The sequence below is a fragment of the Clostridium sp. ZBS15 genome, from assembly GCF_023845705.1.
Lineage (GTDB): Bacteria > Bacillota > Clostridia > Clostridiales > Clostridiaceae > Clostridium > Clostridium aquiflavi.
The window spans coordinates 59,761-74,762 of sequence record NZ_JAMQHY010000014.1 but is presented as its reverse complement, the minus strand read 5'-3'; the positions used below and the strand labels follow the sequence as shown (position 1 = coordinate 74,762).

At 25.7% G+C, this 15,002-nt stretch carries 16 protein-coding genes; 2 read left to right on the top strand and 14 right to left on the bottom strand.

The genetic code is table 11. The annotated features are described in order from the left end of the window. The first annotated feature begins 25 nt into the window (after positions 1-25). Positions 26-1,264 (top strand): S41 family peptidase, encoded by a 1,239-nt coding sequence (locus NG904_RS07285; RefSeq protein ID WP_252230772.1) that lies wholly within the window; start codon positions 26-28, stop codon positions 1,262-1,264. A gap of 50 nt (positions 1,265-1,314) precedes the next feature. Here the strand turns inward: NG904_RS07285 and NG904_RS07280 are convergent, their stop codons facing one another. From NG904_RS07280 to NG904_RS07215, 14 genes are all read right to left on the bottom strand, one after another. Continuing rightward, on the bottom strand, positions 1,315-3,363 hold the full coding sequence (locus tag NG904_RS07280; protein ID WP_252230770.1) for an N-acetylmuramoyl-L-alanine amidase: 2,049 nt from the start codon (positions 3,361-3,363) through the stop codon (positions 1,315-1,317). A 275-nt stretch (positions 3,364-3,638) separates the two neighbouring features. Then, positions 3,639-4,268, bottom strand: a complete 630-nt coding sequence (locus NG904_RS07275) for a PilZ domain-containing protein (RefSeq protein ID WP_252230768.1) — start codon at positions 4,266-4,268, stop codon at positions 3,639-3,641. A 254-nt stretch (positions 4,269-4,522) separates the two neighbouring features. Then, positions 4,523-5,818, bottom strand: a complete 1,296-nt coding sequence (locus NG904_RS07270) for an FtsW/RodA/SpoVE family cell cycle protein (protein WP_252230766.1) — start codon at positions 5,816-5,818, stop codon at positions 4,523-4,525. Positions 5,819-5,917: 99 nt separating this feature from the next. After that, entirely contained in the window at positions 5,918-6,343 is a 426-nt protein-coding gene (locus NG904_RS07265) for a PadR family transcriptional regulator (RefSeq protein ID WP_252230764.1), read from the bottom strand. Between the two features lie 11 nt (positions 6,344-6,354). Beyond that, complete coding sequence (locus NG904_RS07260) at positions 6,355-6,879, bottom strand: RNA polymerase sigma factor (RefSeq protein ID WP_252213578.1); 525 nt, start codon at positions 6,877-6,879, stop codon at positions 6,355-6,357. A 155-nt stretch (positions 6,880-7,034) separates the two neighbouring features. Next, positions 7,035-8,099, bottom strand: a complete 1,065-nt coding sequence (locus NG904_RS07255; protein ID WP_252230762.1) for a hypothetical protein — start codon at positions 8,097-8,099, stop codon at positions 7,035-7,037. 138 nt (positions 8,100-8,237) lie between these two features. Then, entirely contained in the window at positions 8,238-8,936 is a 699-nt protein-coding gene (locus tag NG904_RS07250; RefSeq protein WP_502801457.1) for a class I SAM-dependent methyltransferase, read from the bottom strand. A 396-nt stretch (positions 8,937-9,332) separates the two neighbouring features. Continuing rightward, positions 9,333-9,542 (bottom strand): TfoX/Sxy family protein, encoded by a 210-nt coding sequence (locus NG904_RS07245; protein WP_252230760.1) that lies wholly within the window; start codon positions 9,540-9,542, stop codon positions 9,333-9,335. Between the two features lie 149 nt (positions 9,543-9,691). Beyond that, positions 9,692-11,251: an AAA family ATPase gene (locus NG904_RS07240; protein ID WP_502801456.1), complete on the bottom strand. Its 1,560-nt coding sequence runs from the start codon at positions 11,249-11,251 to the stop codon at positions 9,692-9,694. 113 nt (positions 11,252-11,364) lie between these two features. Next, positions 11,365-12,123, bottom strand: coding sequence for a class I SAM-dependent methyltransferase (locus NG904_RS07235; RefSeq protein ID WP_252230756.1), 759 nt, complete (start codon positions 12,121-12,123; stop codon positions 11,365-11,367). A gap of 233 nt (positions 12,124-12,356) precedes the next feature. Beyond that, positions 12,357-12,641: a hypothetical protein gene (locus NG904_RS07230; RefSeq protein WP_252230754.1), complete on the bottom strand. Its 285-nt coding sequence runs from the start codon at positions 12,639-12,641 to the stop codon at positions 12,357-12,359. 314 nt (positions 12,642-12,955) lie between these two features. Next, on the bottom strand, positions 12,956-13,216 hold the full coding sequence (locus NG904_RS07225) for a TfoX/Sxy family protein (RefSeq protein ID WP_252230752.1): 261 nt from the start codon (positions 13,214-13,216) through the stop codon (positions 12,956-12,958). Positions 13,217-13,378: 162 nt separating this feature from the next. After that, entirely contained in the window at positions 13,379-13,627 is a 249-nt protein-coding gene (locus tag NG904_RS07220) for a hypothetical protein (RefSeq protein WP_252230750.1), read from the bottom strand. Positions 13,628-13,661: 34 nt separating this feature from the next. Then, on the bottom strand, positions 13,662-13,823 hold the full coding sequence (locus tag NG904_RS07215; RefSeq protein ID WP_252230748.1) for a hypothetical protein: 162 nt from the start codon (positions 13,821-13,823) through the stop codon (positions 13,662-13,664). Positions 13,824-14,023: 200 nt separating this feature from the next. Here NG904_RS07215 and NG904_RS07210 point away from each other — a divergent pair, with 200 nt between their 5' ends. Then, a complete protein-coding gene (locus NG904_RS07210; RefSeq protein WP_252230746.1) occupies positions 14,024-14,827 on the top strand; it encodes a CAP domain-containing protein in 804 nt (267 codons plus the stop codon). The last annotated feature ends 175 nt before the right edge of the window (positions 14,828-15,002 follow it).

The following is a 15,002-nucleotide window of genomic DNA, read 5'->3' as shown; positions in this document are numbered from 1 at the left end:
TTAGTTATTGAAAGGATAATAATTTATGAAAAGACTATTTACAATTCTTCTATCTACCTTAATGTTATTTTTAATAGGATGTAGCTCCAGTACTCCTACTTTAAGTAATACTGAAAATTTAAAACCATTAAGTACTGAAGAAAAATTAGAGGATTTTGAATATATGTATAAAATTCTAGAAGAAAACTATCCTTATTTTGAAGTTAACAAAAGAATGAATAATTTAGATTGGTTATCCAAAAGGGATGATTATATTTCTATGATAAAAAATACTACTGGTGATATAGACTTTTTTAATACATTAGAAAAAGTTTTATCTGATCTTAACAATGGACATACTGATATGATTTCTAAAGAAAGATTTTCTCGTCTTAAAGCTTTATATGAGCAAGATCGCAAATCTAATAAAGCATGGGTAAAAAAATTAAATGAACATAAAGCGCTTCAAAGATATGCCTTTAATTCAAATGATAAAAATTCTGATTTATCTTCATCTAATAAAGATAAGATAACAAAAGATAATATAAATACTAAAATATTTGAAGAAGGTAAAGCTGCTTATCTGTCTATAAAATCACTTAATAGTTTTAATATAGAAAATGATTTTAAAATTATACTTCCATTTTTAAAAGAAATAAAAGACTATAAAGGATTAATTATAGATATAAGAGGTAATGGTGGTGGAGATACACGTTATTGGACTGACAATCTTGTCCCTGCTTTAATAAATGAGCCTTTGAGTAGTTCAAATTACACAGTTTACAGAGGCGGAAATTTAACTGAGGAATTTGTTCAATGTAGATGGAATGGTGGCTATAAAAATTTTAATTCTATTTCTGATATAGATAAAGAAAAACTAACAAATCTTCCTAAAGAATTAAAAGAAGATTTTAAATATTACTCTGCTGACACTATAAATATTTCACCAAAAAACCCTATTGATTTTAAAGGTAAAATATATTTACTAGTAGATAAATATGTTTTTTCTTCATCAGAAGCATTTGCAAGCTTTGCAAAAAATACTAAGTTTGCTACATTAATAGGTGAAAAAACTGGTGGAGATGGCATTGGTTCTGACCCTGCAATAGCAGTTCTTCCTAATAGTGGTTATATCTTTAGGTTTCCTAAAGAAATGGGATTAGCTGCTGATGGCAGTTGCAATTTTGAATGTAGAACAGATCCAGACATAATCATTGATGCTACAAAAACTTTAGATTTAAAAGATGATAACTCGATTCAAAAAGCTATAGAACTTATAAATTAATTAAAACCTCATAAATAGTTATTGTGATTAAAACTATTTATGAGGTTATATTATTTATTTGATATTATATTAAAATTTTCATCAATTGCTTCTGCAATTGCCTTTGCAACTTTCTTTTGATAATATGAATCTGCACATCTCTCTGCTTCTTCAGTATTGGTTATAAATCCAACTTCAACTAAGACTGCTGGCATATTAGTATTTCTAAGTACAAATAATGTACGTTCAGAATCACTCTTAGCTCCACGATTTTTAGTATCTATGACTTTTACAATACTATCATTTATAACTTTAGCCATTTTTTTGCTTTTTTCAAGTCTATTATAATCTAAATTCCCACCATACTTATCATCTTTAGGTGCAGTGCTATAATAAGTCTCAACCCCTTTAGCAGTTTCTACTGCTGAATTATGATGGATGCTTATAAAGAAATCGGCATTTTCATCATTAGCAGTATCTGTTTTATGAGAAAGACTTGCTGTTAAAGATCCATAAGATGGTCTTTCTTTAGCTTTTCTTGTCATTATTACATTAAATCCTCTATCTTCTAATTCACTTTTAAGTTTAGATGCAACTTGTATATTTAAATCTGTTTCACTATAGGTTGTTCCATCGATTTTATTTTCAGATCCATAATCTTTTCCATAATCATGACCTGCATCTATAACTATTGTTTTCTCTTCTGAATTTTTATCATTATCCTTCTTCATATCTTTGTCTTTATTTTTATCATTATACTTATTTGATTCTTTATCAGAAGATAAACCCAATCTCTTACCATCTAAACCAATAACATATCCACCTATCACACTATCTACTATCATTTTTCCTGTATTTCCATCTAAATAATAATTATCTCCATTGCTTAAAATCCAACCTTTTGCTACTGATCCATCATCATTTAAGAAATACCAATTGTTATCAACATTAATCCAGCCTTTTGCCATGGCTCCAGTGTCATATAAATAATAACTTGTTCCATTAATATTTAACCAACCTATTTGCATATCTCCACTTAAACTGAAGTAATACCAATAATTATTGACTTTTTCCCAACCAACTTTCATTGAACCACTATTATCAAAATAATATATTTTATTGTTTATCTTATTAAGTCCATTCACCATAGCCCCACTATCTTTTAAATAGTACCATGTACCATTAATGTTAAGCCATCCTTTTGCCATAGCTCCTGAGCTTTTTAAGTAATACCAAGTGTTATTTAAGTTTATCCAACCATTTTTCATATATCCATTTTGATCTAAATAATACCAATTTCCATCTGGATTTATCCATCCATTAGCCTTTGTATTATCTGATTTATAATATAACCAATATCCATTTGCATATTTCCAACCAATATTAGATGAAATATTAACATTATCACTATTTTGATTATTAGTAACTTCATTTATATTGGGTAAACTAGGCTTATTCTCTGGAATTGCTGGATTAGGTAATACATTTGATGAATTACCTTTATCATCACTATCTTCTACTTTCGCTCCAGAATATCTTAATAAATCATTATAAAGAGCATTTACTTCTTTACCATATGTAGAACTTGGAGCCCAAACACCACTTAATTCTTTAACTGTTTTTGCTTTTCCTTTTATAGTTCTAAAATTTCTTGGATCATAGCTGTCACTTTTAGGATATCCCTTGGCACCTGCATATAATGCTAAGTGATCCATGTGAGCTTGTACTCCTTCATCCCAATTATCAAATTTTTCATGGGCATTTTTATCATTGTCATCTCCACCTGCTGCTGTCTTAAGCCCACACGGATTATTATAACTTTCATCTAAAACACCAGTAAAATTACCATATCCAGTTTCTTTAGCTGATTGTACATATGCTATTGCTGGATTTACATCACCACAATCCTCTGCATATTCCCAATACAAATCTGCTAAACCAATAAAGGTCTTAGTTGCACCTTTAGATTTAGCCCAATTTTTAGCTTCTTTTACTGTTACATCATTATCTGATATTATTTTATTATCATTACTTGCAGCTTGTACATTCATTGTTGGAATACCAATAAACATTATTGCAACAGCAAATATAACAATAGTAAGTTTCTTCTTAATATTCAATATTATTCATCCCCTTTTATGTTATATTTTAACACTAAATACATGTTTTAACTACATAATATTCCCTTGTAATATATTAATTTTTTATTAAGACTACGTTTTAAATATGCGTGGATATATGCAATAGATTAAGTGGTATTGTAATTTGGCTTTAAGAATTCTTAATTTGAAATTTATTTACTTATACAAAAAATTCACAAAAAAAAGACCATAAATATTTAATTTATAGTCCTAAATTTCATAATAAAATTTTATTTTACTTATATATTTCAAAATTATTTTGGATAATATTTGAAAAATTTGGTATTATAATTTTTAAGTATAAAATTTTCTAACAAATAATTTTCTGATGCATTTTTTAGTATGAATTCACATCCATAATAATATAAATTATCCTTTTCATATTTTCTTTTAGTAATAGTTTCTATATATATTTTTTTATCTTCTATAGGTAATTCAATGAAAAAGTTAATATCTTCTGGAATGTCTAAAACACACTCTAATAGTATTCCTCTAATACTTAAATTTTTACTTGTCATAAAAATAGGTTTAGATAGCTGCATTACGTTTTCACATATGTTACGTATCTTAGCTACTTTTAAAGGTATATTTACAATAATTCTATTGTTATTTCTTCTTTCTTTATCTAGTAAAAACTTTATATTTTTAACCACTATAGTATTTTTTAATATATTATTTATGATACCATTGTATATGGAGATACCTTGATTATTATTAAAAATATTTATAAAAACTTCTTCCCCAACTTTTAACTTCGTTTTTTCATTAGCACATATAATTAAAGTATCTTTCTGGAATTTTTGAACTATTCCCATAGTTATTATTTTTTCATCAATAGAAGTTAATTTTGCTAAAGAATATTCAATACTATTTTTTATTACCAAACTTATTAAACTCCTTCTAATATATATAGTTAATATTATAAATATAATTTTCTATATAATATTAATATTTCCATATATATACTCGTGCTAAAATTTGCTAATATTAATAGTAAATTTTATAAATTATAAAATTTATAAAAATATAACATTAAAATATCAAATATATATTAAATAAGCCATTTAAAAATAATATTATTAAAAATTTTTCACATTAAACTTAAATGTCTCTTTACTTTTCACTCCATATTCTAACATTATATTTTTTCAATTTTAGATATATTTTTCCCTTTGTATACATTGATTATAATTCCAACTATAAACATGTTTATAATAGTACTTGTTCCTCCATAACTTATAAAAGGTAGTGGCATAGGTGAATGCACACTTATAGTAATTCCAAAAGTCATTAATACATTGCAAATAAATTGAATTGTTATTATGGATACAACTCCTAAAACTAAAGATTTAGCATAAGTATTTTTTACACATACTGCTACTTTAATCATTCTTATTATTAATACTCCAATTAAAGTAATAATTACAATTCCAACTATCCAACCAAAATTATATATTATATATGAAAGAATATAATCAATATAAAACTCTGGAATAATATTTTTATCAAAGTTAGTAGCTCTTCCAATTAATACTGACGAATCTCTAATTATTTTAAGTTGATTATAAATATATCCATATCCATTAATATTATTACTTCTATCAATGAAATTTGAAATAGTATCAAAACCTATTTTGCTTAAAATCATAATTAATGTTTCAATACTAATAAATAATCCTAATATCTTTTTGCTTGATTTTGATAAATATACTAATATAATCAATGAAATTCCATAAATAATAAAACTAAATAGTGAATTTGTTCTAACAAGTAATATCAATGGTAATAAGCCTAAAAATAAAGCTATTATAATTTTTCTTTTATTAGTCCAATCATACTTATCATATATTCCTGCTAAAGCAATTACTATTATTATTGGTGCAAAATATCCAATATTTATAGTTAATCCACCTATTGGTAACCATTGTCTTACTCCATTAAAACCTTGAATTCCTGAAAATACAGTATAAGCTAAAGAGAATAAACCAATAGCATAAATATATTTTGAATACTTTTTAATTTTCCTATAATCAATGAAGCATGACATTATAAATACAAATATGGCTAGTATGCTAAATATAATATTATTCTTTGATATATGATTATTTTCAAGTTCTACATTCCACTCAAAAAACCTTATTATTACAGCACTAAATAATACCAATCCAATACTTAACGCTATTATGCTCCATTCTGGCTTAGACTTATGTAGCATATTAAGTTCACTTCCTACATGTTTAGAAGAGCCCATTTCGTTAATTGCTTTCTTTAAAGCCTTCTCTTTTTTTTCTCCTGATTTTATATATTCATTTGTCTTTTCCTCTAAATGTGCACTTAGTTCATCTCTTATTTCATTATGCATTCTTTTATTCTTTACTTGTGAACACACATCATTAATATATTTTTTTATATCATCACTATCTTTTATATTCATCTTTCTATCACCTCACCAGATTATAATTCATTTTTAACTTATTAAACATTAACACTTTAAGTACTTTTTATTATTTAAGTATCTTATTTTAAAATATACTTATGTTATCTTTTGTAATTTTGCCATATTTTCTAACATTTTAATGTTTTTAGTATCATCAGCCCTAAGTTTTAAATATTCTCTTCCTTTTCTAGTTAATCTATAATATTTTTTATCTATATTATCACTTTCACGAATCCAGTATGATTCTAATAAAGCATTTCTTTCTAAGTAATGTAAAATTGGATATATTTCGCCTTCTTTCATTAGAAATGTGTCCTTAGACTTAATTCCTAATTCTTTAATTATTGCATATCCATACATATCCTTTCTTTGAATTAATTCTAGTATTAATATTTCTAAATCAATTTTTTTATTTTCTATTTTTTCCTCTTCTCTCACTACATTTAAAATATTCTGTAATATCTCTTCTTTAGATTCTAATCCTTTGTGAATTGCTTTTTTAACTATATCCTCTTTATTCAAAATACACCCTCCTATATTTCAAATTCTTCATTTATTTTATTCATTGTTCGATACAGTCTATTTTTAACAGTGGACTCGCTTACATTAAGGCTCTTACTTATATCTTTTATTTTCAAATCACTTTGAAAATATAAAACAAATATCTTAAAAGTAAGCATATCCTTTTTCTTTATATACCCCCATATTTCCTCACATAATGCTTCTTCTTCATAGTTATATTCAATATTTAAATTCTCCTGAATGTTTTTAAATTGTTTCTCATCATTTAGTGAAAATATTGGAATATGATTTTGAAACATTTTTAATAATCCATAATGCTTATATACTTCATTTCTTGCAATTCTTATTAAATACTTTTTATATTCTTTTATTTCTCTTTTATTTTTTAAAGCTTTATAAAAATTCAAATATATATTTTGCATTATATCTGCTATATCATCACTACTTCTACATTTTGATACTACATATCTTAATACATCATCATAAGTATTGTTGTATATGTCAGTAATTAATTTTTCAATATTTGTTTCTTGCACATTTCACACTCCTTACACTAATAATGATACCTATATATTAAATTTTGTTTCAATAAAAATAATTTTTTTATAATTTATAATAAAATTATTATATAAATTTAAAAAGCTGGATAAGGCAGTAAGCGATTGCTTACCATCTTATCCAGCATATAATTCTAAAAATTACTTTCACTAAACTCTTTTAAAATAGAATATAATGAAACAGGATTATCATTAGTTTGGTTATTAAGTTTTTCCTGCCAATCTTCTACATTAATAGCATCCATAAGTAAGCATAATAATGCACCTGTTTCATAAGGCATACGGTCAGCAAGAAAACTTTTTTCAATGTAACCTTCATCAAATTTAGTCATAACTTCTGAGATTGAAACATTTTTAACATTATCAAAATACATAACACCATAATCATATCCAACAGCCTCTGATGCCTTAATTCCTACATAAGCTGCTGTACCTTCTGCTGTCTCCATAGACAACTCTGCATCCAAATATTGTTTATTTCTTTTAATTCGCTGATCCATTACATCAATATATTCTTTAGTATAGTTAATTAACATATCTCTAACAAAGTCTCCTGAAAGTAAAGCTTCTTGAATTTTAGCTAGTACATCATACTCCTTACGAATTAACTCTATGTCTTTTGTACTCAATAAATCCGTTGAAAAACGACTCCCACCATTCCAATTTTCCTGCATATAATAATGGAATGCCTCATGACTTAAAAATGTTATGTAATGTGATGAAGTAAATTCCTGCTTAATAGAGCTTGAATCTAAATATTTTGTATAAAATATTTCATTCCCAAATACTTTATATTTTTTACCAACAGTGTTGAAGTTACCATCAAATATAAATTGAATCATTTGCGGTGCAAAGCAAGATACACGGTAAACCTTAATAGCTGAGTCAGCTGGCATATTAATTTTTTTAGCAAATATTCCACTTACATCATTCTTTGGATTAATCAGAAAAGCTTTTCCTGAAGCTTTATCAATTGCCATTATGGTTCTCTTTTCTAAATCAAAGTCCTTCCATATTTGTGATTTAGAATTTGCCTTGCAATATTTATCAACTTCATCTAAAATCTGTTGCTCTGACCCCTTTAGTTTATCATAACTAGCATTAAAATGGTTTGTACTTATAACCCCCACTATCCCTATAATAATTATACAAATGATACATATAAGTGACACTTTCACTTTTTTATTTTTGAATTTCATATAATTGCCCCTATTTTAATGAATCTATATCTTCTGGATATTTCAAAGCCCTATCTTTTTTTATCTAACTATATATCTCTCTATCTTCTACTATTACGTGTTTAGTTATCATCAAAAATCTCCCTTCCAAATTGGAATTTATCTATTGCATTTCCTTGCACGAACAATTATTACATCTGGTTTTTCTTTAACTCCAAAGCTTTCTTCATAAAAACCATCAATTACAAAACCACTTTGAAAACATAGATTAAATATGTCTTGTAATGAACGATGATAATAACATTGTAATACTGGCTGACCTGAAATAGCCTCACCAGTATAACTATTATCAGACAAATATTTCTCTGTTAGAGTCACAAAACAAGGATGTTGTGTGGAAAATACGAATATACCATCTTCTTTAAGAAGGCAATTTACACATTGAAATAAAGTAGATATATCTGAAATATCCATAATAGCCATATTAGATACCACTTTACTATATGGTTTATCCTTTTTAAGCGAGAGAAGTTCATCTCTATTTGTTGCATCTATAACATGAAACTCAATTTTATTATTGTACTTATACTGTCTTTTCTCTGCCAATGTTATCATTTTTGAGCTGTAATCAAAAGCAACAACATCTGCTCCTTTTTCTGCAATATAGGCAGAGTAATTTCCATTTCCACAGGCAATATCAAGTATAAAATCATTTTCTTTAATATCAAGCAATTCACTTACTCTTGGTTTTACAACTTCTCTATGAAATTGATTTGACTCATCACCCATGCAGTTATCCCAAAACTGGGCATTAAATTCCCAAGCCTTTAAACTGTCTTCAACTGAATGTTCACTCACAAACGGTTCCCCCCATTCAAATTACTATTTAACTAACTTATGAATTACTATTTATTTACTGGTGGATTATTTTTATTAGCACTATTAACATTTATAGTGTTACTTATAGATAAAATATCAAAAAAATAGTAGCCCAGACTCGCAATTGGAAGCTACTATTTTTACAAACTAAAAATTTAGTCATACCAGTTGCATAAGCAACTAGAATTATATCTAGTAGAGTGTTCCAACACTCTACTTTTTTATTATCTGTATTTTTTATTTATATTATATCAAATTTTTATAAAAAATAAACATAAAATTTTAAAAAGCTAAACTGATCTACAACTTGGAATTTATAAGCTTAAATTTATACTTATCTTAAATAAAAAAATCTTTTACTACTTCTTTTCGTTCTTATAGTAATGACGTTTTCTTAATACCTTGAATTGCACCTTCTAGCGCTAGCAATCTATGAATACATGCTGAAACATCATTTTTTTGTATTTTTAGCCAAGCTTGCTCTGCTCCAATATTTTTTAATTCATCATATGTAAATATCCCCACTTTATTTAATTGACTTTCAACTTCTTTACCGATATTAGGTAGTTTTGATAATTCTCCCATAAAAATCTCTCCTTCAAATTACCATTTTTACTATTTGTTTTATGTATTTTATTGATAAAATATATAATTATTTTAATAAACCTTATCATTACTTATAAATTAAATTTCTACACAAAAAATAAGATAGACTTTTTAGCCTATCTCTAATTTTAGATTTCTTCAATTTTACATTCATGTTCTTTATTCTTAGAATCATAACATATAGCTACTGCCAACACTTTTTTTCTCTTATTTTCATTTCTAAACTTTTCTATATATTCTTTTTGTTTAATTTGATTTATTGCTACTTCTGGCAATTCATCTTTCTTAAGTTCAACTATAAAAGGAATATCATTCTTTCTTCTTGGATGAAATGTAAAATCAGCATATCCTTTTCCCGTCTTTTCCTCTCTTTCAACTCTATATGTGTCCCTAGCTGAAAGATACGCTAAAGTTAGAACACATGAAAGGCTATTTTCATCATTATATTGAAGTATTGGAATCTCCGAGTTGTGAATATCATGTAAAATTTCTTCCACAACTTTTATATCCCAATTTACAGTGGCTTTTAACATCCTCTTAGAATTTTCAATTATTTCAGATACATATCCAAAAGATTCATCCCTTAAAGCTTTCTCAAATTCTTGCATAAGTTCCTTATTAGGAATTTTTAAGTATCCATCATAATAAGATAAAAATCCAAGGACTATCATAGCTGAATAAATTTCTTCTTTATTTCTTGGAACCCCTTGCCCTGCTCTAAATTCTTCATTTATTATTATATCAATTTCTTCACCTGAAACCATTTTTATAACATCGTCACGAATTTCTAAAATGTTATATTTCAAATACTCACACACTTCATCCATAGCCCCTGTATTAGTCCAATAACTTTCACAATAATTATTTTCTAATGACTTAATAACAGAACGTGGATTATAAATTTTAATTCCACTAGCTGTAGTATATCCGTTATACCAATTCTCCAATTCTCTAAAATTTATTTCACCATTTTTATTACATAATGCTATAACTTCATCTTCTGTAAATCCAAAATATTCTCCAAGTTTTCTATCTCTTAAAAATGTAAACTCATCAAACATATTAAGTGCAGAACCACTTGAATATTTTTTAATTGGTAAAACTCCAGTCATATAGCAAAGCGCAACATATGGTTGATCCTTTAGAAGATTTCTTAAAAATTCTAAAAAGTCATTTTGATTTTCTTCAAATAAATTATTATTAAAAATATAATCCCATTCATCAAATATAAAGATAAATTTATCATTTGTTGCATTAAACATATTGCTAATATTATAAAAACTTTTAATTTCAAGATTAGGATACATTGTTTTTATATCATATACTATACCCTCTTGAATTACTCTAATATATTCCTCATATGTTTTGTTTTTATCTGGTATTGTATTAAAACTTATATTTATTACATTATATTTATTTAAATTCTCTTCATATCCATAAGTCTTGCTTATTTTAAGTTTATCAAAAATATTCTTAGAATCTACTGCTTTAGAATAATACGCTCCAAGCATATCTGCAACACTAGATTTTCCGAATCTTCTCGGTCTCGTAACACACACATATTTACTCTTTGTATTTATTTTTTTATTTAATAGTTTTATAATCAATGATTTATCTACAAAATACTCCTCATTAAAGAGCTCATTATAATTTTTTAAAGGTTTATCAGTGTTTAAATACAAATTCAAAATATCATCTCCCTTCATATTTTTTCACTTCATTATACTTATCATTATTATAACATAAGCCAATGACACGTTAATATCATTGGCTTAATTTCATTCTTTTAAACTTATTACAATTAATTTTGTTTTCTACAAACTATAATAAATCTATGTTCTATACTTTCTATATAGCCTTTAACATTTATCTCTTCATTCAATTTACAAAGCTTATCAAAACAATTTTCTACAGAGAAATTTGGAAATTCCCACTCAATAATTTTAGCAAAATAAACTATTGCTCCAATATCTTTAAATCGTAAATAAGGAAAATATTCTTTAGAATATAGTATTTCAAAAGAGTTCTTTTCTAAATTTCTTAAATTATTATCTAAAGTATTATCGCTATATAATGGCTTAAAATCTTTTATCAGTACATTTGATAATACTTCATTATTTTTCCCTCCAATTTGTTGAGTAACAAAAATTCCATTTGGTTTCAGTATTCTTCGCACTTCTTTAATATCAAAAGACTCATGCCTGTTAATAACCATATCAAAAGCATTATCTTCAAAAGGTAACTTCGAATCATTAAATGCTTGTTTAACTTCAATCCCTAATGGCTCCAATTTTTGTTTGCATAATTCAAAATTAGGTTTCCACATTTCTGTAACAGATGTATTATTATAAGGATGATTAATTGTTAATAAAAACTCTCCTCCACCGGTCCCCATATCTAATAACTTATAATCTGAATTCAAATATTTCTTCAATATATCTTTGTAATTCCAAGGTAATTCTTCATCATCCCATCTATTTTTTAAATAAGAAAAATCCCACCCCTTAAATGCAGCATCTTCTTCCTTTTTCCATAATTCTTTTAATTCATCATAATTCATAACTGTTCCTCTTTTCATTTATTATTTAATTAATAGAAAATTGGTGCAGTTTTCTGATAGTATATAAAATTATTCTTGGTACAACCTACTATCAGCTATAATGACTGCACCAAGTTATTAATTCGCTCTTTTCTCATTTTGAGATTTCACCTACTTTCAAATTAATATTTATATATCATTATTTATAAAATATTCTATGAATACTTAAAAATCTATATTTTAAAATTATATTGTTATTTATTTTCTGAAATAGTTGTAAAAATCCTTGAGTATACATCTTCAATATTTTTCTTATTTTCTATATCATTATATAATCCATATTCAATACTTGATACTTTACTATCTTTTATATATATACCCACTGCATAAGATGGTGGATTACCTTGCTGTGGTACTTCTTCATATGATAGTTCTTCATCTATAAAAGGTATGTCTCCTTTTATAGATTCAACAAAAAAGAATGGAACTATTCCTTCTTTGTAGATACTTGAATATTTCCCTTCTGATGCCTCTATCAAATTATCTTTTGTAATAAAAATTGCATCATATTTGCTTAATATATTTTTTTCTTCTAAATCTTTAAATGTAATTTTATTAAATGCAACATTATCTTCTCTGACTTCAGGTATTTCACCTATAACTCCAACATTTAAATTTTATCCAGTATATTTTTCAAACTTTATATTGTTACAACCACTCAAAAAAATTACAGCTATAATTATTGTAATTACTTTAAAATATTTTCTCATCAATTCTCTCCTTAATACCAATTACACTCAATATCATAAACAAAATAACAAACTGAATTTTATAGTATACAATCCTTAGTTTACTATTTACATTTATGCAAATTATAAAAATTCTTTAGTGCTTCTTTTTGTTCTTGTAGTAATGCTGTTTTCTTAATACCTTGAATTGCACTTTCTAGCGCTAGCAATCTATGAATACATGCTGAAACATCATTTTTTTGTATTTTTAGCCAAGCTTGCTCTGCTCCAATATTTTTTAATTCATCATATGTAAATATCCCCACTTTATTTAATTGACTTTCAACTTTTTTACCTATATTAGGTAGTTTTGATAATTCTCCCATAAAAATCTCTCCTTCAAATTACCATTTTTACTATTTGTTTTATGTGTTTTATTATATTTATATTCTTGCCTTTGCTTAGTAAAATAAAATTAAAATGTTTAATTATAAATAATAGTTCACTATTTTATCTTACTTATTTTTATGTACACAATAATAAAAATTTTATATTCCATGAATTAATCTTTGAAATCCCATTACAATACGGTACATAATAGGATATATTACAAACAAGAAACATCCAAATATTATATTTTCTAAATCCAAAGATATAATGTTTAATAATAAATTTAAAGGAATTAATATAATATAACAATACATAAAAAATTTTGCTCCAAAGTTAAGAATTTTACTTTTCCCTTCAAATTTATCTAACCAAAATAATTTATATAAAAAGACTTTTAATTTCCCCATAATATTCCTCCTAATTTGCTAGTATGTTATACAATTATTTTCCTAATTGAGGCAAATAATTAAATACAGTACTTTTTCCACTTTCAGATAAAATAAGCTCAATACCTCTATCGCTTTCACAGTACAACCCATCTTCTTCATCACATAATAATAGAATTCCTTTAAGTTCAGGTAATGTTTTTGAAAACAATCTCATTATTATCGTCCTCTCAAATTGCTACTTAGTAAGTCTTTTTTATTAATTTGCTTTTAGCTGTATATATTTAATTTCGTTCAATTCCAAGAAAAATTCCCCCCTTTTGTAAAATATATAAAAAGAGTTAATTGACTAATTTATTACATTAATGTATATTGATAATAAATTAAAAGAAAAGCTCTATTTTTAGGAGGAGGACTATGAATACATATTTAAAAAAAGCAATTAAATTAGGAACAGTAGCTATACTTACAGGAATTATATTATTTTTACCAAATCAAAAAGTTAATGCACAAGAGGCTGTTTATGGCCAATGGAAAAATGACAATATTGGATGGTGGTTTGAGTCTGATAGATCATATGCAAAAGGATGGAATACTATTGATGATAAATGGTATTATTTTTACAATAATGGTTATATGGCACATGATACAACAATTGACGGATACTATATAGATTCAGATGGTGAATGGATAGATGACTCTGAAATAAGCTATGAAGAATTTTGTAATAATGTAGATAGCCAAATGCTTAATTTAATAAATAAACATAGAAAAAGCAATGGTGTTTTTGTATTAATTGAAACAAATCAACTTAGAAATTCAGCTAAAGAAAAATCAAAACATATGTCTAACTATGGATATTTTTCTCATTATTATAATGGACAAGATTCTCGTCAATTATTTAATTCTCAAATAAATGCAGAAAATATTGAATACAAGTGTTTTAATAATAAATACACAAAAAGAAGCGCAAAAGAATTAGCACAAAAATTATTTGATGAGTGGAAGGAATCATCTGGACATAATGCTAATATGTTAAATTCAGATTTTAGTGAATATGGTTTTTCTGTAGAAAAAGGTGTTTATAATGGATCTAATGTGTTCTTTGCAACACAAATGTTTAAGGTTAGAAATAGAATCGGAAATGAACATAATATGCATATGTACATAGACAAAAATGGGCAAGAATATATTTATGTACCAAACCCAAATAACAATTAATATATAATTCTAGATGTATTTACTGTATTTTGTTAAATTCATACAAACACAGTTTAATACACTATTATATTGATTTTTATTTATTAATCATTCTTCTTTTAGTTTTAAAAAAATTTCTAAAGATTCTCTAGTAGTACAATAAAGCCCCCCATGTATAAGGTTTACTCTTATACAT